The sequence below is a fragment of the Methylothermaceae bacteria B42 genome (assembly GCA_001566965.1).
In the GTDB taxonomy this organism is placed as follows: Bacteria; Pseudomonadota; Gammaproteobacteria; order Methylococcales; family Methylothermaceae; genus Methylohalobius.
In genome coordinates this window covers 104626-125429 of record LSNW01000031.1, presented here as the reverse complement: position 1 = coordinate 125429, position 20804 = coordinate 104626, and the positions used below count along the sequence as shown (strand labels likewise).

At 52.6% G+C, this 20804-nt stretch carries 18 protein-coding genes and 1 pseudogene; 4 read left to right on the top strand and 15 right to left on the bottom strand.

Features of this window, described 5'->3' with window-relative positions; all coding sequences use genetic code 11:
- The first annotated feature begins 28 nt into the window (after window positions 1–28).
- A complete protein-coding gene (locus AXA67_10635; GenBank protein KXJ40306.1) occupies window positions 29–526 on the top strand; it encodes a hypothetical protein in 498 nt (165 codons plus the stop codon).
- A 245-nt stretch (window positions 527–771) separates the two neighbouring features.
- Here the strand turns inward: AXA67_10635 and AXA67_10630 are convergent, their stop codons facing one another.
- From AXA67_10630 to AXA67_10615, 4 genes are all read right to left on the bottom strand, one after another.
- A complete protein-coding gene (locus tag AXA67_10630; protein ID KXJ40305.1) occupies window positions 772–1848 on the bottom strand; it encodes a hypothetical protein in 1077 nt (358 codons plus the stop codon).
- 390 nt (window positions 1849–2238) lie between these two features.
- Window positions 2239–4698, bottom strand: a complete 2460-nt coding sequence (locus AXA67_10625) for a metal-transporting ATPase (GenBank protein ID KXJ40304.1) — start codon at window positions 4696–4698, stop codon at window positions 2239–2241.
- Window positions 4699–4717: 19 nt separating this feature from the next.
- Window positions 4718–5284: a hypothetical protein gene (locus AXA67_10620; protein ID KXJ40303.1), complete on the bottom strand. Its 567-nt coding sequence runs from the start codon at window positions 5282–5284 to the stop codon at window positions 4718–4720.
- On the bottom strand, window positions 5281–7713 hold the full coding sequence (locus tag AXA67_10615) for a phosphoenolpyruvate synthase (protein KXJ40302.1): 2433 nt from the start codon (window positions 7711–7713) through the stop codon (window positions 5281–5283). The genes AXA67_10620 and AXA67_10615 overlap by 4 nt, the downstream gene beginning before the upstream one ends.
- A gap of 373 nt (window positions 7714–8086) precedes the next feature.
- Between AXA67_10615 and AXA67_10610 the strand changes: the two genes are divergently transcribed.
- From AXA67_10610 to AXA67_10600, 3 genes are all read left to right on the top strand, one after another.
- Window positions 8087–8731 (top strand): hypothetical protein, encoded by a 645-nt coding sequence (locus AXA67_10610; protein KXJ40301.1) that lies wholly within the window; start codon window positions 8087–8089, stop codon window positions 8729–8731.
- A 542-nt stretch (window positions 8732–9273) separates the two neighbouring features.
- Window positions 9274–10278 carry a glyceraldehyde-3-phosphate dehydrogenase gene (locus AXA67_10605; GenBank protein KXJ40300.1) on the top strand — a complete coding sequence of 335 codons (1005 nt, stop codon included), beginning with the start codon at window positions 9274–9276 and terminating at the stop codon, window positions 10276–10278.
- A 51-nt stretch (window positions 10279–10329) separates the two neighbouring features.
- Window positions 10330–11373, top strand: a complete 1044-nt coding sequence (locus tag AXA67_10600) for a hydroxyacid dehydrogenase (protein KXJ40299.1) — start codon at window positions 10330–10332, stop codon at window positions 11371–11373.
- A gap of 75 nt (window positions 11374–11448) precedes the next feature.
- Here AXA67_10600 and AXA67_10595 read toward each other — a convergent pair whose 3' ends face one another.
- The 11 genes and pseudogenes from AXA67_10595 to AXA67_10545 all read right to left on the bottom strand — a co-directional run bounded on the left by AXA67_10595 (window position 11449) and on the right by AXA67_10545 (window position 20726).
- Window positions 11449–12132, bottom strand: coding sequence for a phosphoglyceromutase (locus AXA67_10595; GenBank protein KXJ40298.1), 684 nt, complete (start codon window positions 12130–12132; stop codon window positions 11449–11451).
- 2 nt (window positions 12133–12134) lie between these two features.
- A complete protein-coding gene (locus AXA67_10590) occupies window positions 12135–12545 on the bottom strand; it encodes a hypothetical protein (GenBank protein KXJ40297.1) in 411 nt (136 codons plus the stop codon).
- Between the two features lie 48 nt (window positions 12546–12593).
- Entirely contained in the window at window positions 12594–13157 is a 564-nt protein-coding gene (locus AXA67_10585; GenBank protein ID KXJ40296.1) for a hypothetical protein, read from the bottom strand.
- 65 nt (window positions 13158–13222) lie between these two features.
- Entirely contained in the window at window positions 13223–14167 is a 945-nt protein-coding gene (locus tag AXA67_10580; GenBank protein ID KXJ40295.1) for a hypothetical protein, read from the bottom strand.
- On the bottom strand, window positions 14152–14931 hold the full coding sequence (locus AXA67_10575) for an ABC transporter ATP-binding protein (protein ID KXJ40294.1): 780 nt from the start codon (window positions 14929–14931) through the stop codon (window positions 14152–14154). The genes AXA67_10580 and AXA67_10575 overlap by 16 nt, the downstream gene beginning before the upstream one ends.
- Window positions 14928–16067: a hypothetical protein gene (locus tag AXA67_10570; GenBank protein ID KXJ40293.1), complete on the bottom strand. Its 1140-nt coding sequence runs from the start codon at window positions 16065–16067 to the stop codon at window positions 14928–14930. Before AXA67_10570 ends, AXA67_10575 begins: the two co-directional genes overlap by 4 nt.
- A gap of 235 nt (window positions 16068–16302) precedes the next feature.
- Window positions 16303–16749 carry a hypothetical protein gene (locus AXA67_10565; protein KXJ40292.1) on the bottom strand — a complete coding sequence of 149 codons (447 nt, stop codon included), beginning with the start codon at window positions 16747–16749 and terminating at the stop codon, window positions 16303–16305.
- A 32-nt stretch (window positions 16750–16781) separates the two neighbouring features.
- Window positions 16782–17866 (bottom strand): annotated as a pseudogene (locus tag AXA67_10560) (transporter).
- Window positions 17867–18044: 178 nt separating this feature from the next.
- Window positions 18045–18788 carry a hypothetical protein gene (locus AXA67_10555; GenBank protein ID KXJ40291.1) on the bottom strand — a complete coding sequence of 248 codons (744 nt, stop codon included), beginning with the start codon at window positions 18786–18788 and terminating at the stop codon, window positions 18045–18047.
- Between the two features lie 185 nt (window positions 18789–18973).
- Window positions 18974–19924: a hypothetical protein gene (locus tag AXA67_10550; protein KXJ40290.1), complete on the bottom strand. Its 951-nt coding sequence runs from the start codon at window positions 19922–19924 to the stop codon at window positions 18974–18976.
- A gap of 406 nt (window positions 19925–20330) precedes the next feature.
- Window positions 20331–20726: a hypothetical protein gene (locus tag AXA67_10545; GenBank protein ID KXJ40289.1), complete on the bottom strand. Its 396-nt coding sequence runs from the start codon at window positions 20724–20726 to the stop codon at window positions 20331–20333.
- Window positions 20727–20804: the final 78 nt, after the last annotated feature.

The window sequence follows — 20804 nt, the reverse complement described above, 5'->3', positions numbered from 1 at the left end:
CGAGGCGACTACCCATTTGTCGCCGGCAATGCGCCGACTGGCGGCATATATCGTGGATGGCCTGGTTGCCAGCATCACCGCGTTACTTGCACTCATCCCGGCTGCGCACCGGCCGGGATTCTTGGCCAATCGCGTCAAGCAGATCACCACTGTCATGCGCACTGGTGGCGGTATCAACGAACTCTATGCGCAACTCTACAGCTCTATGTTGGGAAAGCTCCCGCTCATCAATGTGGCAAGGGAGAAACCAGTGCGCTGGCAGGCTGCTCAACACCGCGATATCATCGCCGACCCCATCGAACGGATGGGTTATTTCGCGCTGTTGGGCACCCTGGTGGACGGGACCCTTGCCAAGGTGGACCGAGCCAGCATGGCCTATAGTCTGGAGGTACGAGTGCAATGCTGGATCACCAGGTCATCGAATATGCCTGGTGTTTGCCCCCGGCGCTCAAATGTTCTAACCGAACGGGCAGCAAGCCCTTGCTGCGTCGCCTCCTTTACCGCTACTTGCCGACCGACCTGGTAGATCGTCCGAAAAAAAGGCTTTTCCAGCCCTCTTCCGGTCTGGCTACGGGGCCCCCTGCGGGAATGGGTGGAAGAATTACTCGATGAGCGGTCTCTCAAAGCGGAGGGGATTTTTGAGGCAGCTACCGTCCGCAACAACTGGAACCAGCACCTCGCAGCCTCCAGCGATCATTGGCAATTGCTTTGGAACATCATCGTTTTTCGGCAGTGGCATAGTTACTGGCGGTGATGGATGGAGAATATAAGTTATTGATTATCGTTTGATTGGTTGGATTTTTCTGGTTCAGGTGGAATAGGGAGCTTCTCGGCAGAAATGCCTTGCACCCATTCCTGCCATATCGCCACCGTCACCGACAAGATGACTGGGCCGATGAATAATCCCAATAGGCCGAACCATTTGATTCCTCCTAAGACGCCAAATAGGACAATCAGAAAATGAATTTGGGTGGCCTGGCTGATGACCAAAGGGCGAATGAAGTTATCCACGGCTAACATGACTAACACTCCCCACGTAAACAGACCCACCCCCCCCCAGAATTTGCCCATGAAAATCACCCACAAACTGGCAGCGCCCCAAATCAAGGGGGCGGCAAAAGGAATCAACGCTACCATGGCTGTTACTAATCCCAATAACAAGGGCGCGCCCAAGCCCACCATCCAAAAACCGATTGCTGCCATCAGGCCTTGTCCCAATGCCGTCAGAACCAAGCCATAAATGACTGCTTTGAGCGTTAATCCGATTTGATGTAGATAAGGTATGCTTTTTTCCCCCATCAAACCATATAGAGTCAGGTAGGTTTGGCGTAGTAAACCTTCTCCATCACGATAAATGAAAAATAAAGACAGGAAAGTAAACAGAAAAACCAGCAGATTCCGTTCCAGGTCGTGGAGTACTTTAACTAATTGATGACTGTATTGTTTGAAAACATTCCAAAAATAGTGCTGGAATTGTGGAGGCTGATGTAGCCATTGTCGCCATCTGTCTTTTAGCCATTCACCTTTAGGGATCCGAGAGAAGATTTCCTCCAATTCAAGATTATTTGCAGAGTAGCTTTGCCTAACAAAGGAGGTGATCTCTACCTGTAACTGCCATCCGATCCAGCCAAGAACGAAAATGGCAATCAGAGCAAGGATAGCTGTGAGAAGCGTTGCCACCATTTCACTGCGGTGGCGCAAAAGATGACAAAGCCTGACATGAAGCGGCCAGGTAATGTAGGCGAGAATCAGCGCCCACAACAAGGCTTCGAGAAACGGGCGAATGATCAACCAAGACAGAAAGAGGCAGCCAAAAAGAAACAATAAACTGGTAATTATGACGCCCATTCCAGTGGCATTGGATATAGAGATCTGTTGATCGTCTGAGTCTGGCTGTTGACCTGGTGGCATAAACGGAAAGGGGAATTTAAAAAATCACCAATTCGGGCCCGGACCCATCATCATCAAATTGCCTAGCAAACCTATCAGACCAAATAAGATCAGGTAGAATGCCACGATATAATTCAGCAGCTTGGGCCAAATCAATATGGCAATCCCGGCGATTAAGGAAATTAAAGATGGCCCCACCATATAAAACCCCATTCCCATCATCGTTCTTTCTCCTCAGTTGAAACAGTAATAATTCTCGTTGGGTATAACATATTGTTCATCAATGTCTATCTCACCATAATGGATCGAGCTACATCTGCCAACATAGAAATTCAAAAAATGTGTGGTTTAGTGTGGATGAAGCAAATGCCTTTTGATTTGGTTGAGAAAATGTCGATGTCGGGGAGCTTGGTGATTCAGGTGGCGATACACCTGAACCTTGACCACATCGGTGACAAAGGCGGAAGCAATCGAGTAACCCCATATCAAGGCAATTTCCGGCCAGCTGATTGGGGTGATCAGACCAAATCCGTAGGCTGCCAGGATCGTTGCCGCCACCTTGGTGACGATAGCTGACCACACCATGATTGGTGCCGGCCAGGGCCGTTTCCAGAAGTGTCCCTTGGTGCGGGCCACGAACAACACCAAGTGACCGGCAACTGCCATCTTCAAAAAGACATAGGTCTGTACTTGGGCCACGCCTAGGTGCAGCCAGTCCATGGCTAGCAGCAACATACCAAAACTGCCGATGATGCCAACGATCCCCATCGAGGTGGCGACGGTGATCACCTGGTGCATGTTCCAACGCACCGGTTGCTGCTCCAGACTGGTGTGATCGTAGGCGATGGTCATGATGGGCACGTCGTTGAAGAAGGCCAAAAGGATAATCATGATCGCGGTGATAGGGTAAAAATTGAAGAATACCATCGCCAGTACCACGAAAAACATGATGCGGATCGTCTCGCTGATCCGGTAGATGGCGTAACTGTTCATGCGTTCAAAAATGCGCCGTGCTTCCTCGATCGCGCGGATGATGACCGACAGGCCGGGAGAGGTCAGCACCAGGTCCGCAGCGGCCCGGGCCGCATCGGTGGCCCCGCTCACGGCAATGCCCACATCGGCCTGCTTCAGTGCCGGGGCATCGTTCACGCCATCGCCGGTCATACCGGTGATATGATTGCGCGACTGGAGAATCCTGACGATCGCAAACTTGTGCTCGGGAAAGACCTCGGCAAAACCATCGGCCCGTTCCACCTGCTCATCGATCGCCAGCATTGCTTGCCGGTCATTCCCTTTGCTTTCCAGCACATCTGCCCGCAGTATATTTGTACCCAACCCTAGCTTGCTGGCAATTTGCTTGGCGATAGCCAGGTTGTCACCGGTAACCATCTTGATGTTCACCCCATACTCCCGGGCACGCACAATGGTGTCTGCCGAATCCTCCCTGGGCGGATCGAACAGAGACAGGATCCCCAAAAAGGTCCATGACTTATCCCCTTCGTTCTTGCGGGCCACGCCCAAGGCCCGATAGCCCTGTTTGGCAAAGAAATCCACCACCTTTTGAGCGCTCTGCTGATCCGACCAATTCAGGTCGGCCAACTCCATGATTACTTGAGGAGCGCCTTTGGTGACCAAGAAAGTCTGGCCGGAAGCATCACGTACAGTTGCCTCGGTGCGTTTTCGCACGGGATCGAAGGGCACAAACTTCAGTTGCGTGTACTGTTTGAGTAAAGTTCGGTCTTTGAGACCTTGCAAAATCGCCTCGTCAATGGCATCCCGGTCTTCCTCGCGGGAGGCCAGTGCGGCCGCCACCAATACCTCCTGGTCATCGGTAGCGGCAAAAAGTTCTATATTACCCAATGTCAAGCGATTCTGAGTAAGGGTTCCTGTTTTGTCCGAGCACAGCACATCCATACTGGCCATTTCCTCAATGGATTCCAGGCGGGTGACAATGGCCTTGCGCCGGGACAGGGCCATGGCACCCACCGCCATGGTCATGGATAATACTGCCGGCATAGCCACTGGAATGGAGGCCACGGTCAGGATTAAGGCGAACTGCACCAGGTCAAGCCAGGGGGCATGACGATGTAGTTGCACCAATATAAGTACCGCGACCAATGCCAGGCTGACGTAGATCAGATAGTCCCCGATGGTCAGTACGGCCTTCTGGAAATGGGAGACGGTCTTGGCTTGTTCGACCAACCCTGCCGTTTTGCCAAAGCGGGTGTGCTGACCGGTGGCGATCACCTGAGCCACTACCTCTCCCTGTTTGACCACCGTCCCTGAATAAGCCTCATCCCCGCTACGCTTAGTCACTGGCAGGGATTCCCCAGTCAAGGCGGACTGATCCACGCTGAGATAGTCACCCTCAATCAGTTTGACGTCAGCCGGCACCACATCGCCCAGCCGAATGCGAATAACATCTCCCGGCACCAACAGTTTGGCATCTATCTCTTGCCAGTGGCCATCACGTAATACCCTGGCTTTGAGTGCCAGCTGTTTCTTTAAAGCCTCGACGGCATTGCCGGCGGTGAACTCCTGCCAAAACCCGACGCCGGCGTTGAAGACTAAAAGCGCCATGATGATCCAAAAATCATCCCAGCGCTGCGCCAAGGCCGAAAGAAAAGCAGCGATTTCAATCATCCAGGGTATGGGACCCCAAAAATAGCCCAGAAATTTCAGCAGGGGAGAGACCTTCTTTTCCTGCAAGGCATTAGGACCGTATTGCTTCAAGCGTTCGGAGGCTTCCCTCGATGTCAGGCCGGTCGGCGTAGAAGTTGAAGCGGGATCGGCAGGTTTGTCAATCATGGTGTTTTTTCCATTTGTATCAAGGAAGCTTGCTGGCAAGGCGGGTTCTGTTCCTCAGATGCCATCCCATTATAATCAAAGCCCAACCATCAAAAATTAAGCTAACTCCGACAAAGATACCAACCAAAACCAAGGAAGTGGCGGGCCATCCGATCAGAATCAGTACCGCCAGCAAAAGGGAGACAACACCGTTGAACGTCATCCAGCCCCAGCCTTTGGCCGGATGTATCTCCCTGGCCAAAGCGAAGCTGCCAAAGGCGTCAAAAAAAAAGTAAAAAGAGAACATTATTCCAACCGCTGCCACACCAGAAAGAGGGTAGTAAAGCATCAGGCCGCCTGTGACTATGAGCAAAAAAGGCTTCAACCAGCCCATGAAACTCCCCGGGTGTGACTTCAAGGTATGGTAGGCCCAGAAAAGACCGCCAGTTAATAGCAGCGCTGCGATGTAAATACTGGTGACCAGGGACATTGTCCAAGGCAACATGACCCCTACGGTGCCAATAAATACCAGCAGGATGCCGACAATCAACGTCCGGGGGCCTAATTTACCAAGCTTCTGCTCGTCTAAGGGAATGAAAGCAGTCATGAAGACTCTCCTTTATTTTTCGTCATTTGTTTTTCAATCCTGAGAACGTTTCGGATTGTTGAAAGTACGGAATCTGGATTCAAGCTCAAGGAATCAATACCCAGCTTGACCAGATATTCCGCCACCTCCGGAAAGTCGGAAGGCGCCTGTCCACAGATTCCGCTGTGGCGCCGGTTGCGCTGGCACCCCTCCACGGCCCACTTGATCATCCTCAATACACCAGGATCTCGCTCGTCGTAGTCGAAGGCCAGAATCTCGCTGTCCCGATCAACGCCTAGGGTGAGCTGGGTCAAGTCATTGGAACCGATACTGAAACCATCGAATAATTCGCTGAATTCGTCAATCATGGCTACATTGTTTGGAATTTCACACATGACATAGATCTTCAACCCATTTTCTCCCTTTGGCAATCCATAACGGGCCATGGCGTTGATGACCTTTTTCCCTTCCGGTACACGCCGGCAAAAAGGGATCATCAGTATGATATTGTCCATTCCGATTATTTCCCTGGCCCGTTTCATGGCGGCGCACTCTAGCGCAAAGCCTTCTTCGTAATCGGGGTGAGTATAGCGGGCAGCTCCGCGAAAACCGATCATCGGATTGTCTTCTTCCGGTTCAAAGCATCTGCCGCCAAGCAGAGAGGCATACTCGTTGGTCTTGAAATCACTCATGCGTACCACACAGGGTTTGGGGTAGACCGCTGCCGCGATGGTGGCGACCCCTTCTGAAAGCGTCTTGACAAAAAAATCAACTGCATCGACGTAAGCTTGGCTAAGGGCAGCAAGTGCCTCGCGCGTTCGTTCGCCCACCTTCTCCGGGTGTTTGAGGGCCATCGGATGGGCTTTGATGTATTCATTGATAATGAATTCCATGCGTGCCAAGCCAATCCCGTCAACGGGCAGAGAAGCCAGACTGAATGCCTGATCTGGATTACCCAGATTCATCATGATCTCGGTCCTGGGATGTGCCAGCTGACCGAGATCGATTTCCTCGATCTGGAAATCAAGAATCCCTTCATAGATGTTGCCTATTTCCCCCTCAGCACAGCTCACGGTAATCTCCTGACCGGTCTTCAGAGTGGTCGTCGCATTGTCCGCGCCCACCACCGCGGGGATGCCCAACTCCCGGGAGACGATGGCCGCATGGCAGGTACGTCCCCCGCGGTTGGTTACGATTGCTGCGGCGGTTTTCATGACAGGTTCCCAATCCGGCGTGGTGGTATCGGCTACCAGCACCTCACCGGCTCGGAAGTCACATAAATGCTTGACATCGTGGATAATACGGGCCTTGCCGGCACCGATTTTGGTGCCCACTGCCCGGCCTTGGACAAGGATCTTGGATCGTTCCTTGAGGTGGTAGATTCGGAGTATATTATCTTTCTTTTGTGATGCCACCGTCTCTGGACGGGCCTGTACCATGTAAAGCAGCCCATCGATACCATCTTTGGCCCACTCCATGTCCATGGGCTTGTGAAATCCTGCCAGTCGAGAGTAGTGGTTCTCCACTTTGATGGCATAGTCTGCCAGCACCATGACGTCGTCATCGGTGATGGAAAAGCGGCCGCGTTCGGCAGGGGTGGTCTCAATATTGCGCGTGTACTCCACGGCGATGTTGTCGGTGTTAAGGGTGTCGGTGAAAATCATCTTCTTCTCTTTCTTGCCCAGTCGGCGCTTGAGCACCGCGCGAAAGCCTTTTTCGAAGGTGGGTTTGTGGACATAGAAGCTGTCGGGGTCGATGCTCCCCTGGACCACGTTCTCACCAAGCCCCAACGCCGCATTGATGAAGACCACGTCCCTGAATCCGGTCTCGGTGTCCAGGGAAAACATCACGCCGCTGGCTCCCTGATCGCTACGTACCATCTTCATGACGACAACACAAAGATAGACCTTGAAAAAATCGAAATGGTTGTCGTACTTGTAATGGATGGAACGGTCGGTGAAATTGGAGGCCAGGCAACGCTGATAGGCATCCAGCAAGGCCTGCTCGCCCCGGATGTTGAGATAAGTGTCGTTCTGTCCGGCGAATGAAGCCTCGGGAGAATCCTCTGCCGTCGCCGAGGAACGCACCGCCAGGGAGAGGTCATTGCCATATTCCTGCTTGAGCTTGGCATACTGAGCCAGGATCTCCGTCTTCAGATCCTCCGGCAGTTTGCACCCATAGATGATTTCCCGTGCCTTGGCACCCCGAGCTTGAAGGTCCCTGACATCTTCGGGATTCAGCCCGTCGAGTACCTCGTGCAATTGGCGCCAGGCATCGTTGAAATCCAGAACATAGCGGTAGGCCGCGGCCGTCACGGCAAAGCCGTTGGGGACCCGCACACCTTCGGCCGTCAGATTCTGGTACATCTCTCCAAGGCTGGCATTCTTGCCACCCACTTCGGCAATGTCATCGATACCGATCTCTTTGAACCACTTGATATATTTGGACATTTTTATCCTCCTGTCGTCTTAGCACTCTTCCCCAGGAAACCGACGTACCGTAAAAGTTGGCCAGTGGATCCCTGATGGGCAGGCAGAGTATGCATACTATCTCTAGATGGGGATAATGTATGTCACTAAGATGACAGTTGTCGGCCTGGGAGAGGCGTCGTCTTTTACGAGATAACTTTACTTCATTGATAATATGAGCTTTTTTATGCCTTTTTAGGCTTTGGCCACTCACTAAGTCTGTTTTCATGTGAGCGACAGACACCATGACCGGGACAAAAAGATGAATATCAACTCACCCCTTTATCAGCGCTGTAAATGCCAACTCTCACAGTCGCCCTTGTTCAGAGGCTTATCTGATGAAATCCTAAGTAATATGCTTGGACATTTTCAGCTCGAGACCTGGAATCGGGGGACGCTTGTGGAGCCATCATCGTTGATCGAGCGGTTCCACCTGATTCTCGAGGGTCGGGTTAAAATCGAGTATATCGATGCGGAATCGGGGGATCAGGTGATTCTTTTCATCATGGGTCCCGGAGAGGGGTTTGATGTGATTACTCTGTTGGATGGCCAGCCACACTCGATCACGCCAGTCGTCCTGGATGACCTTCTTTTGCTCACTACTAGCATGCAAACGGTACGTGAATGGATAAACCGTTACCCGGAATTCAACCGCAATTTCTTACCCTACTTGGGTGAGCAAATGCGCGCCCTGGAAGAGTTGGCGATGGATTTGGCCACAAAAGACACCGCTACTCGACTGGCACGCTTGATTTTACGCCATACCATTCCTGATTCGACCTCAGAAAAGGGCCCACACACTGTCAGGCTGATCCACGATTTGTCTCATGATGCCCTTGCCCACATGATTGGCTCGACCCGGCAGGTGGTGAATCGACATCTACAAGCGTTACGACATAAAGGAATACTGGCCGGACAGACCAGGCACCGGGTTGTCATGGAACTAGAAGCGCTAAAACTAAAGGCAGAGAAGTTTTTGTCACACGACTTCCGAATATAAGTGTTGGTTCTCAACGAATCGCCACCGGCTGATCGGTGCCGGGAGTTGTTTCCCTTGAAAATCTTTTGATGGTGTCATATGAATGACAGTCCACCAAGCTTGCTCCTCATATAATACATTTAACCCTAAAAAGGCATGGACAAGCTAGAAATCAAGGGAGGAGGCAAAAAGCATACACCGCTCTGCATGAAAAGACGCAGCAGGAAAACACGTGCTGCATGAAGTTGAGAGGGCATCGGCGGTTGTGCCAGATGCAAGTTCTAGGCGTTATCTGATGTCACACGTAGTGTGTTCCACCACAGAGCAGAAAAAAGCATGGCTTACCTGCCTTTGAGAGTAGCAAGAAAAGAATCCAAGAAAAAAATGTTGCACTCTAGCCATGCCGAAGTATCTCGATGGTTTGAAAACGTGAAGGTGGAGAGACGTCATAAATCAAAATTAGAGAATTCTAGAATCACGCATGAACCTATGCAGATATGTCAAATCCATCAAAGTATAGGGTTTTTCAAAAAGAGTACATGTCAATAAGCAGGAGGGTAGTCATGAAAAGAATCGCTATTAATGGGCTAGGGCGTATCGGGCGCCTAGTGGTGCGACACTATATGGAGGCGCAGCCTGAAGGCGTGGAATTAGTGGCTGCCAATGACTTGGTGCCCACGGATGATCTGGCCTACCTCATCAAGTACGATTCTGTCCATGGGCGTACTCCCTGCCCAGTGGAGGCCACACCGGATTCCATCCGGCTGGGGAAGCGCGAGATCAAGGTCTTCGCGCAAAAAGATCCGGCGCAACTTCCCTGGAAGGATCTGGGGGTGGACGTGGTCATCGAGTGTACCGGCTTTTTCACCAAGCGCGATCTGGCAGCCCAACACCTGGCTGCCGGAGCGCGGCGGGTTCTGATCAGCGCGCCTTCCCAGGATGCCGACCTTACCCTGGTCGTCGGTGTGAACGATCATGAATTTAACCCGCAAAAGCACCAAGTTATCTCTAACGCCTCGTGTACCACCAATTCCCTGGTACCGCCGCTCAAAGTGCTCATTGACAACTTTGGGATTGAGCAGGTGCTCGTCACGACCATCCACGCCTACACCGCCACCCAAGCTTTGGTTGACAGACCGGCCAGGAAGAAAATTCGCGGCCGTGCCGCAGCGATCTCACTCATCCCCACCACCACCGGGTCCGACGTGGCCACCACCCTGGTCCTGCCAGAACTCCAAGGGCGAATCCGGGCTCTGGCCGTGCGTGCCCCCATCCCCGATGGGGCATTGACCGACATCAGCGCCGATCTCAGGCAGACGGTGACGGAGGCGCAAGTCAACGCCGCCTTTGCCAAAGCCGCCGCTGAAGGGCCGTTGCAGGGCATCCTTGGTTATACGGAGGAACCATTGGTTTCCGCCGACATTATTGATGACCCCCACTCCGGGATCGTCCACGCTCTTTCAACCCGCGTGGTGCAAGGCAGCATGGTCAAGGTGCAGGTCTGGTACGATAACGAATTCGGCTATTCGCGGCGCTTGTTGGATGCCGTCGGGCGCCTGCCCCTATAAGCAGATGGACGATTTTGCTTCCCCTATTCCTCCTTACCGCAGGAAGTTAGCATGAAGGTTCTAGTCTACAGCACCCACTCTTACGATCAGGAATACCTGGAGGCCGCCAACCAGGGCAAACACGAACTCAAATACACTCCGGCCGCATTGGATATAGACACCGCCGCACTGGCCTGGGGAATTCCAGCGGTTTGCTGTTTCGTCGAAGACAAACTGGATGCCGAGGTCCTGAAAAGACTTGCCGGTGGGGGGACTCGGCTGGTCGCTTTACGCTGTACCGGTTTTAACAACGTCGATCTCGAGGCGGCGCAATCATTGGGCCTCACCGTGATGCGGGTCAGCCGGTATTCCCCCTATGCCGTGGCCGAGTTCGCGGTGGGTCTGATCCTGGCCTTGAACCGCAAGATCCACCGGGCCTACAATCGGATCCGCGAGGGAAACTTCCTGCTGGATGGACTGCTTGGTTTCGATCTCCACGGCAAGACCATCGGCATTGTCGGTACCGGCAAGATCGGTACCGTCCTGGCCGGGATCATGCAAGGTTTTGGCTGTACACTCCTGGGATACGACAAGTACCCGAATCAGACGTGCATCGACCTGGGCATGCACTATGTTGAACTGAACGACCTGCTGGCCCAGTCGGACATCGTCAGCTTGCATGCGCCCCTGACACCCCAGACCCATCATTTGATCCACGACAAGACCATTACCCACATGAAATCAGGTGCCATGCTGATCAATACCAGCCGGGGCGGCCTGGTGGACACCGAGGCGCTGATAGAGGCCCTCAAGGCAGGACAAATCGGCGCCGTGGGACTGGATGTCTATGAGGAGGAAGGCCATATGTATTATCGTGATCTCTCCGACCAGGTCATTGCCGATGATGTCTTCGCGAGGCTGCTCACCTTTCCCAATGTGATCGTGACCGGTCATCAGGCCTTCTTCACCCGGGAAGCTCTGACGACGATCGCTAGGACCACCATTGAAAACATCAGTGACTTTGCCGCCGGTCGTAGCAACGACAACGAATTGAAGCCAGAGCATGTCATTAGTACCGCCACTAAGAATGGAAATAAAAAGACTCTATCCACTTAGGACGCTCTATATAGCTAGAGACTCAAAAGGCTGATAGAGTTGGTGATTGATCTGCGCTGGTCCACCAGCTTCAGCTCAATCCAGTACCGATATTCCTTTCAGTTCCATATTAGGAGAAAAGGTGTAGATAATTGGTGTGCCGGTAGGAATTTCCCTTTGAATGATTTCTTCTGGTGAAAGCGTCTCAATATGCATGACAAGCGCGCGTAGGGAGTTGCCATGGGCTGAGACCAGCACTTCCTTGCCAGCCCGCAGTTCCGGTTCGATATGCGCATGGTAATAGGGCAGCACACGCTCGGCGGTCATCTTCAGGCTCTCGCCATTGGGGGGCGGCACATCGTAACTGCGGCGCCACAAATGAACTTGCTCATGGCCATACTGCTCGCGCGCCTTATCCTTGTTCAATCCCTGCAAATCGCCATAGTAGCGTTCGTTGAGCTTTTCTGATGTATAGATTTTCAGTTCCGCTAAATCCCCCGGAGCAGGGATGAAATGTTCATACCATTCCCGGCTCTGTTCATGAATCCGCACATATTGATCACAGAAGCGGTTTTGTTTGAGAATTTCATATAAGGTGTCTTGGGCCCGGATCAACATCGAGGTGAAGGCTACATCGAAACGTTCATTGGCCAAACGTTTGCCCACCCGTTCGGCCTCTTCCATCCCGTGTCGGCTGAGGGACACATCCACCCAGCCGGTAAACCGGTTTTGCAGATTCCAGATTGATTGCCCGTGCCGAACCAAAATAAGACGTGCCATGATCAGGACCCCTCCGGTGGTTGTACATAGGTCGCAGGGCCGGCATAACTAGCAGCTTCCCCCGGCATTACCGCGCCATAAACTCCGAAAGTGTAGGCATAGATCGCCATAGTGCCGATGTATCCAGACAGCAGCAACCATCCACCCAAGGCGGCGATATTGTGATGCACGAAGGTTTTTTCTAAATAAGTAAAACTGCCACCGTCGGAATGATAGACCAATCCCAGCCGCGCATAAGACCAACCGGTTAACAGGGCGATCATGCCTCCCAGGACGAAGGCAAGGGGTGCTGCGTGTCCTGCCAGACTGGCCGACAATCCCAGGACCGAAAAAATACCGCCTCCCACCATCCCACCGACACCCATGGCGACCAGTTCCTTCAATTCTAGCTTTTCGGTCTTTGGTGGTTTCATGATTTGCTTTCCACAGTGTTATTTCAAGAAAGGGCCGATTACTTTTAACTAGGGATCGACTTCTCCCAGCCACGCCCGTAAATCATCAAACAATCGGCTAAGGGCGGTGCCTGCAGCCAGGGCGCCGCCTTCGGCCGTAGCTGTGGGAGCAGGTTCGAGGTAGCGGAAGATGCGCGATCCGATCACCCGTCCGTGGTTCAGGTCTAGGAGCTGGGCAAGCATTTCAAGCCGCTCATGGCTTTGTCCGTTGGCCGTAAATGCTTGCTCCAGATGCAGCAAAACAAGAGACAGAGCACGATTGGCCGCCAGCCCTTGTTCGGGACGCACCACGCTGGCATAGGGAAGACGCGGCGCCAAGGATTCCATGAGGGCCTGGTCGATCAGGTCGGCGGGCATGGCCAGCCATCGGTGATTGGCGAAGTAGGAAACCGAAGGGCCATCGCTGCGGTAAAGAATATTTGTCTGGCGCAGGCTGGCAACCGCGTTGACATGTTCGAGCAACAGTACTTGTTTTTTACGCGGCTGATTGAGAGGTTGCGGTTTTGGCGCTTCGAGGGTGAGCAATATTTTTTCTTGTGGACGGCTGGGCAGGGGAGAGCAGCCACCACCCATGAGGACAAGAGAAAAGACAAGCCAAGTTATTCTCCAGGTCAGAGGTGATATAGGAATCATCTTGGTTATTCTCCTGGTCCGGGAGGGGGTTGCGGGTTGCCGTAAAGCAAGGCGTTGGGGTGGTTGTCGAGTTTGCGGGTCAAGCTGCTGAGATCACGGGCCGCCCGGGCGACTGCAAGCGATAGACGGCGTATCTCGGCTTCAAGCGTGCGTGAGGTCTTACGCAGATCCTGGCCCACGCTGCCGCTGGTCTTTTCCAGGTTTTCACCGAGTTGGGTCAGCGTGGCCGCGGTAGCGGAAAGTTTGAGACTCAACTGATCGTAATCCTTTATCAGCCGGTTGATGTTATTGAGGAGCATAGGCAACGACTGTCCGGCTTGGGCAAGGGTGGAGGAAAATGTGTCCGCATTGGTCAAAATCTTGTGCAAATGTTCTTTGTCGCGGTCCAATTCAGCAGTCATCCGCTCGAGGTGATGAAGCGTCTTGTGGAAGGATTCTATGGTGGTTTGATCCAAAAGGGCCATTAAGCGATTACCTATTTGATCAATGGTGACGGCCGCATGGCTCAAGGCCTCGTCCAGGCGATTGGAGAATGAGGTTTTGGATGGAATCTCGGCAATGGTGCCATCGGGCAAGGGACTGGTGAGCGGTTCTCCCTTGGCGCCGCCTTCCAGCTCAACGAAGGCGATGCCGGTCAGCCCTTGGACTTTTAACATGGCGTAAGTGTCGGTGCGGATGGGAGTGTCAGCTGCAATATCCATCAGAATCCGAACCCGGGTGGGATTTTTGGGGTCGATTTGCATCTTTTCCACCCGGCCCACATTGACGCCGCGGTATTTCACCGGCGCATTGGGATTGAGGCCGGCCACGGACTCGGTGAAATAAACGACATAGGGATGATATCGGGTAAACCGAACATCGGATGCCAACCACATGCCAGCGACAATGGTGACTACCGTGAGCACGAGCACGAACAACCCCACCAGCGCGTAGTTTACTTTGCTTTCCATGCCCGTTCCTGGGGCGGCTGCCGGCGCCGCCCTGAAAAATAAGACATGATAGCGGGATGCGGATGGTTTATCAGTTCTTGAATGGGCGCCACCGCAACGATACGCCGGTCCGCCAAAAAAGCCACCCGGTCAGTGGTATTCCACAAGGTATCCAAGTCGTGGGTGACCATCACCACTGTCAGATCGAGCATATTTTTGAGTTCTGCAACCAGTGTATCAAAGGTGCTTGCGGTGACAGGGTCCAATCCGGAGGTGGGTTCATCCAGAAACAATACGGCCGGGTCGAGCACCAAAGTCCGGGCAAGGGCTGCACGCTTGACCATCCCGCCGGAAAGCTCACGGGGATATTTGGCGGCGGCTTCGGTTTCTAGGCCTGCTAGATGGATTTTGAGCATCACCACTTCACTTTTGATTCGCTGCGTCAGGCGGGTATGTTCGTCCAAGGGAAAACGGACATTTTCGAATACGGTCAGACTGCTGAACAAGGCGCCATTTTGAAACATGAAGCCCAATTTTAGCCGCATTCGCTTTTCTTCTTCCAAGCCAAGGGAAAAGGCATCATGGCCGAAGATACGGACCTTACCGGAAAAAGGCCGATGCAGCAAAGCCATGGTGCGCAGCAATACACTTTTGCCGCTGCCGGAAACGCCGATGATTCCCAGGATCTCGCCTCGGTACACTTCCAGCGACAGGCCCTGGTGCACCAGATTGTGATCGAAACGGTTATTGATATCCCGCAACTGGATCACCGGTTCTGTCTTCATAAATCCAGCTTGTTGAAAAGAATGGAAAACAACGCATCCACCACGATCACCAGAAAGATACTCTGGACCACGCTGCGGGTGGTGGCGTATCCGACACTGGTGGCGCCACCGCGTACCCGAAATCCTTGATGACAGCCGATGGAAGTAATGATCAAAGCATACACCGGCGCCTTGACCAACCCTACCCAAAAAGAACTGGGCATCAGAAAAGTCTGCGGCAATCGTTCAATATAACTTTCCAAGTTCACGCCGAACAACAAATCGGAAACGACAATGCCACCTGCCAGGCCAGCCAGATCGGCAAAAACGATCAACAATGGCATCACTGTCATCATAGCGATAAGCTTGGGTAATGCGAGAATTTCTGTTGGATGGATCGCTAAGCTGCGCAGTGCATCGACCTCTTCGGTAATGCGCATGGCGCCGATTTCAGCGGTAAAGGCCGAACCGGTACGGCCTGCCATGATGATGGCCGTTACCAGAGGAGCGATTTCCCGCAGGATGGTCAACCCAACCAAATCGACGATGTAAATATTAGCGCCATACCGGTCTAACGGATCTCCCCCTTGATAAGCAATCACCACGCCCATAAGAAAGGACAACAAGCCCACAATGAAAAGTGCGTTTACACCGGCGATTTGGATTTCGGCTAAAATCTCGCGAACGCGGATACGGCGGGGATGCAGCAACCACCGCAGTGTTTGCATGGTAAGAGAGCCGATGAAGGCCAGATAGGACAACATATCCGTCAAGATATCTAGGCTGACCTTGCCGAGGTGTTCCAATAGCCCGAATTGCCGTGGGGGTGGCGGTTTGTCCGCTGGGGTTTCTTTAACTAGGGTGAGTAAACGCTGATATGGCTTGGGAAACCCCTCGAAATCAATCCCGCTGCTTCCGGCCTGTTCCAAATGCGCTCTTATGTCGAGAATTGCCCTGGCGCCGGCCGTATCCAGGGCTTCGAGCTTCCGGCCATCGATGACTATCTTCCCGCGGCTGGGTATGGTCTGCACAGTTGCCATTAGCGCCTCGTCATTCAGGCATAGCACGGTCCAGTGTCCCGCCAAAAAAAGACGGCCCGCCGCCGCATCGAAATGCAGGCGGGCGGGAATTATGTGTCGAACGGTATCATTGGGCATGGGCCAGGATGCGTCAATTTATCATCCCGATAGTGTAAAGCTTTAGAGGAAAAAAAGATGGTTAGCCTATTTTTCCTAAATAGCGTTGTTTCATCAGGGAGAGAAATAGCTCAAGGAGGCTCCTAAGAGAAAGCATTCCCTGGCGGGCCGTAGGCCCTCGATGCTCGGATTGGCTGTGGGGTAAATCGCAATGATTACACTAATACGACCGGTTCCTGATCCTCGGGCATCTGCGTTAGCTCTTGCGGGGTGAGGCGGGCAGATCCCGCAGCGCCGCCAGCACTTCGATACGCTGGGCGATGGCATTGCGGGTCTGGCGGAAGATCGCCAGCCGCTCCTCGTCTGTCAGGTCCTCGTCCTTGCGGTCCGGATCCGGCATCGCCCAATCGAGGCGCCGCGCCCTGGCTGACACCACCGGACAAGCTTCTTCGGCGCAGAGGGTGACGATCAGATCCATAGCGTCGAGATCGATTTCGTCAATGGCCTTGCTGCGCAAATCCCGAGTATCGATACCGGCTTCTTCCAACACCCGGATGGCATAGGGATTGACCCGGCCGCTGGGTTGGCTGCCGGCGGAGTAAACCCCGACCGCATCGCCAAATTGACGGCGGGCCAGGGCCTCGGCCATCTGGCTGCGGGCGGAGTTGGCGACACAAAGAAAAAGAATACGGTTAAATTGCATCCGCTACCTCGTATATTTCAGAAATGACAATTTTATATTTCCGTAAATGCAAACCAATGGCGGGTCCGGTTACAGAAAGCGACCACCGACAACATCACCGGCACCTCCACCAGCACGCCTACTACGGTCGCCAAGGCGGCGCCCGACTCGGGACCAAACAGGGTGATGGCGGTGGCCACCGCCAGTTCGAAGAAATTGCTGGCGCCGATCAACGCTCCCGGTGCGGCGACGCTAAAGGGAACTTTGAATAGCTGCATCAGACCGTAGGCAAGCGACGAATTGAAGTAGACCTGGACCAGAATCGGTAGGGCGATGAGCGCAATGTGGAGGGGTTTGGCGAGAATGTTGTCGGCCTGGAAGGCGAAGATGAACACTAGGTAGTCAGCAAAGCGATGATGGCGACCGGATGGAACGCCTTGAGATAACGGCCCTCGAACCATTCGATACCTTTGAGGCGGATCAGCAGCACCCGGCTGATGCTGCCGAGGGCCAACGGAATCACGATGAAGGCGATGACACTGTAGAGCAGCACCTGAAACGGCACTTCCAGACCACTGGCCCCGGCCACCAGGAAACGGACAATAGGGGCGAACAGAATCAGCATGATCAGGTCGTTCAACGCCACCTGGACCAGGGTGTAGGCGGGATCGCCGTCGGTCAGGTAGGACCAGACGAACACCATCGCAGTACAGGGCGCTGACGCCAGGATGATGCAGCCGGCGATATACTGATCCGCCTCCACCGGACCGATCCACGGCACCAGCAGATGACGGAAGAACAACCAGGCAAAGAAAGCCATGGAAAAGGGTTTGACCACCCAATTGACAAACAAGGTGATCAAAATTCCCTTGGGACGGCGGTGAACCCCCAAGATACTGACAAAGTCGATCTTCAGCATCATCGGATAGATCATCAGCCAGATCAAAATGGCGATGGGAATATTGATTTGGCTATGATTGAATTCCATACCCCGCAAACGGGAGGTTATGTCCGGAAACGTGCGCCCCAAAAACACACCGATGATCATGCATAGCCCCACCCACAGGGAAAGATAACGCTCGAAAAAACTCAGGCGTTTTTTTTCTAAGACAGGTTTGTTGACAGCAGTAGTGCTCATGATAATTTCATCTTGATGTCGTCTTTGAAAGAAAGCTTGCGGGGTATCCGGACTTAAGTCGCATCGATAATGTATGTTTTGCCGGAGAATATCAGCTTTTAGTAATAAAGAGTTTGTTGCCTGATGTTGTTTGAGCCTGTTTACAAAAACGGTTGTATTCTAATTACGTATTTCTCTGTTATTTCAGGTTTTCCAGTATTTGACTCAAGTTTAAGATCAAAGCTTGGATATCTGTGTTTTTGATCACCATCACTGTAGCGATAAAAAGCAGAAACCAGCCGAATATTTTTTTCATCCGGGCGCGATTCAGATTCAGTGATCGTCTCGCGCCAATTTGGCCGCCTAGAAAGACGGCAACGGCCAGCACCAGCGATAGGCGCCAATCCCAATGACCGGCAACCAAGTGACCTGCAAAACCGCCGCTGGCAGTAATACCGACCATCAATGCGCTCGTGCCAACCGCAATGTCCATGGGAATACCCAGCAAGAGCACCATCAGGGGAACCTTAAGAATACCGCCGCCCACGCCAACCATGCCGCTTACCATACCCGCAAGAAAAGAAATCGGCAAAGCTAGAAGGAGATTCACGGCATAGGTTTGACCATCGTACCAGCGGCGCCAGTGATACCATTTCCGCTGGTGTGGTACTTTAGATGGAGGCGGATGGTAGGAGTGGATCATAAAAACCGCAGCGAAGGCTAGCACGGCGGCGAAAAGCCAGGACAGGACTTGGCCACTGAGCCAGGCGGAGCCAACGCCACCAACAAAGCCGCCACTGGCTGTCACCGATTCCAATACGATGGCCAGCGGCCAATCCACTTTATGGGCTTTGCGAAACACCAGGGTGGCCGACAGGGAAGTCACCATAATCAGAAACAGACTGGTGGTGGCGGCCACGTGAAAGTCGATGCCCAGCAACACTTGTATTGGTGTGTAGAGCGTCCCGCCTCCTTGGCCCAGCATCGAAAAAACAATGGCAACGATAAAAAGAAGACACCAAAGTATCGCGATTGACCGCAAGGTGGGGTTGGAAATTAATGCCAGAAGGTCTATCAAAGAACGCTACCAGTCCAGTTCAGCAATTGATACATCAAAGTGGAAGGTATTTATTCAATCATCAACCGAATGACAGAATGCCCCGGCGTTTTGGTCCATTGATGCATGGAGCCATCAAACAATCGCACTTGCTGATTCCCTAGAATTTCATGGAGGGCAAACCAAGTGGCACTGCCAAATACGCCGCTATTGCAATAGGTGATCGAGGGCGCTTCCGGGTTGATTCTAACCGCCCGCGCTGCCGCATCGATGACTTCTGGGGGATAGAAATAGGCCGGGCCTAACTGATGCGCAACGAGGTTGGCTGAAAATAGTTTGGCGCCTGGAATATGCCCCCAACCATCCGGTCTGATAATCCAGGGAGCCGTCAATCCAAGATATACATCTAAAGTGCGCGCGTCTAATAATTTCCAAGTGTTCGTCAATAAAGTCTGCCGGGCCTGCTCGAGATCGGCCAGCAGTTCCGTGCGTTCCTCATTGACCTGAAAATTCCCAGGAGGAGGAGTGACTACGTGGTGTTCAATTGAATTGCCTCGTTTAATCCAATGAGCAACCCCGCCGTTGAGGAGCGTTATTGAATCGTGGCCAAAGTACTTGAGGGTCCAATACAGACGCGTGCAAGCCGCCAATTCCTTAAGATCGGCACAGCGTCCGCAAATGACAACGGTCTGATTTTTATTGACACCGCATTCCTGCATCAGAGCCTGAAAAGCTTCGGCTGTTGGACGCATTCCTTGGAGTGTAATGCCATTTTCCACCCGCTGGCCAAGGACTCTTTTCCATGGAACGGAAACCGCCCCTGGAATATGGCCAGTAAGTCCCTTCAAAGGACTGTCGGCAAACATGGCTTCATCCTCGGGACAGAGTGGACTGGCAAAGCTGCGTGGTTCCATGCGCACATCCAATATTCTGACTTCGCCGAGATGATCTGCTAACCACTCTGGCTCGACAAGGGGACCAGGTAAAGAAATGGCGGGGCCTGAATCATTTTTTGGGGTCATCGCTATTCTCCCAGGAAATGAATGGGTTTAAAACAAATCGCTACACAATCCTTTGCCTTGCGTACAAATTCCCTGGGGATTTCCATTATGTTGAAACACGAAGCCGTTACTATGGGATTGCCTGGACCATAGCCCTCAATAATTGCATAGGCCGCGGCATCTAGGCCCTATCCCTTTCGTCAGTCATTATCTGCTTCTTGTGCGTAGAGATATTTCCTTCATTCCAACATGCGTTTCCTTCCATCATGGAAGCGTGCCCCCTCCTTTCATAAGAAATAGCTACATTAGCAAAACCACGATGGTTTTTATACGAATTTTTTATATTTTCTTATAAAAAAATAGTCTTATATTTACAGAGAGGGTATAGGCGAAATCACAGGTACATTTTTCTATCCGGGAACACTCATCAATTCTCCTCTAGCCACAGATCGGGTCCGGCATCACTGGGGCTGGCATACCAATAACCTTGATACAGCGTCCAGTTGTCCCAATCATTGAGATAAGGATACTGGCGCAGCGCTTTACTATAGGTTGTTTGTAGATAGATCAATACTCGCTCCGGTACCCCCTTGCGTTTTAAGTTTTCGATTTGGTTCGGTAATAATCGGTAAACCGTATGGCTGTGCCGGATCGTTGCTATGATTTCGTCCGCCGGGACACCTTTCTTACTCAATGCCACAATCTCTGGCACCGTTAGAAATGATGAGACGGAAGAGGGTTGCCTGCTGCAACTGGTCAGCACAGAGCAAAAAACGAAAACCGCGAATAACCATTGCCATTTTCCCACTGTAAATCTTTGCATGGTTCAAGCTTCCTTTTATCGTATTGAATAGAATTAACCGCCCTATGCCATCTTGGGGATCTGGCCCTTTTGCCTTCT

Excerpts from the sequence above, each read along its gene's own strand:
- AXA67_10545 (KXJ40289.1), bottom strand. The coding sequence starts at position 20,726 with ATGCAAAGATTTACAGTGGGAAAATGGCAATGGTTATTCGCGGTTTTC.
- AXA67_10610 (KXJ40301.1), top strand. The coding sequence starts at position 8,087 with ATGCTTGGACATTTTCAGCTCGAGACCTGGAATCGGGGGACGCTTGTG.
- AXA67_10590 (KXJ40297.1), bottom strand. The coding sequence starts at position 12,545 with ATGAAACCACCAAAGACCGAAAAGCTAGAATTGAAGGAACTGGTCGCC.
- AXA67_10625 (KXJ40304.1), bottom strand. The coding sequence starts at position 4,698 with ATGATTGACAAACCTGCCGATCCCGCTTCAACTTCTACGCCGACCGGC.
- AXA67_10620 (KXJ40303.1), bottom strand. The coding sequence starts at position 5,284 with ATGACTGCTTTCATTCCCTTAGACGAGCAGAAGCTTGGTAAATTAGGC.
- AXA67_10635 (KXJ40306.1), top strand. The coding sequence starts at position 29 with ATGCGCCGACTGGCGGCATATATCGTGGATGGCCTGGTTGCCAGCATC.
- AXA67_10550 (KXJ40290.1), bottom strand. The coding sequence starts at position 19,924 with ATGACCCCAAAAAATGATTCAGGCCCCGCCATTTCTTTACCTGGTCCC.
- AXA67_10615 (KXJ40302.1), bottom strand. The coding sequence starts at position 7,713 with ATGTCCAAATATATCAAGTGGTTCAAAGAGATCGGTATCGATGACATT.
- AXA67_10585 (KXJ40296.1), bottom strand. The coding sequence starts at position 13,157 with ATGGGTGGTGGCTGCTCTCCCCTGCCCAGCCGTCCACAAGAAAAAATA.
- AXA67_10630 (KXJ40305.1), bottom strand. The coding sequence starts at position 1,848 with ATGGGCGTCATAATTACCAGTTTATTGTTTCTTTTTGGCTGCCTCTTT.
- AXA67_10595 (KXJ40298.1), bottom strand. The coding sequence starts at position 12,132 with ATGGCACGTCTTATTTTGGTTCGGCACGGGCAATCAATCTGGAATCTG.
- AXA67_10605 (KXJ40300.1), top strand. The coding sequence starts at position 9,274 with ATGAAAAGAATCGCTATTAATGGGCTAGGGCGTATCGGGCGCCTAGTG.
- AXA67_10575 (KXJ40294.1), bottom strand. The coding sequence starts at position 14,931 with ATGAAGACAGAACCGGTGATCCAGTTGCGGGATATCAATAACCGTTTC.
- AXA67_10570 (KXJ40293.1), bottom strand. The coding sequence starts at position 16,067 with ATGCCCAATGATACCGTTCGACACATAATTCCCGCCCGCCTGCATTTC.
- AXA67_10600 (KXJ40299.1), top strand. The coding sequence starts at position 10,330 with ATGAAGGTTCTAGTCTACAGCACCCACTCTTACGATCAGGAATACCTG.
- AXA67_10580 (KXJ40295.1), bottom strand. The coding sequence starts at position 14,167 with ATGGAAAGCAAAGTAAACTACGCGCTGGTGGGGTTGTTCGTGCTCGTG.
- AXA67_10565 (KXJ40292.1), bottom strand. The coding sequence starts at position 16,749 with ATGCAATTTAACCGTATTCTTTTTCTTTGTGTCGCCAACTCCGCCCGC.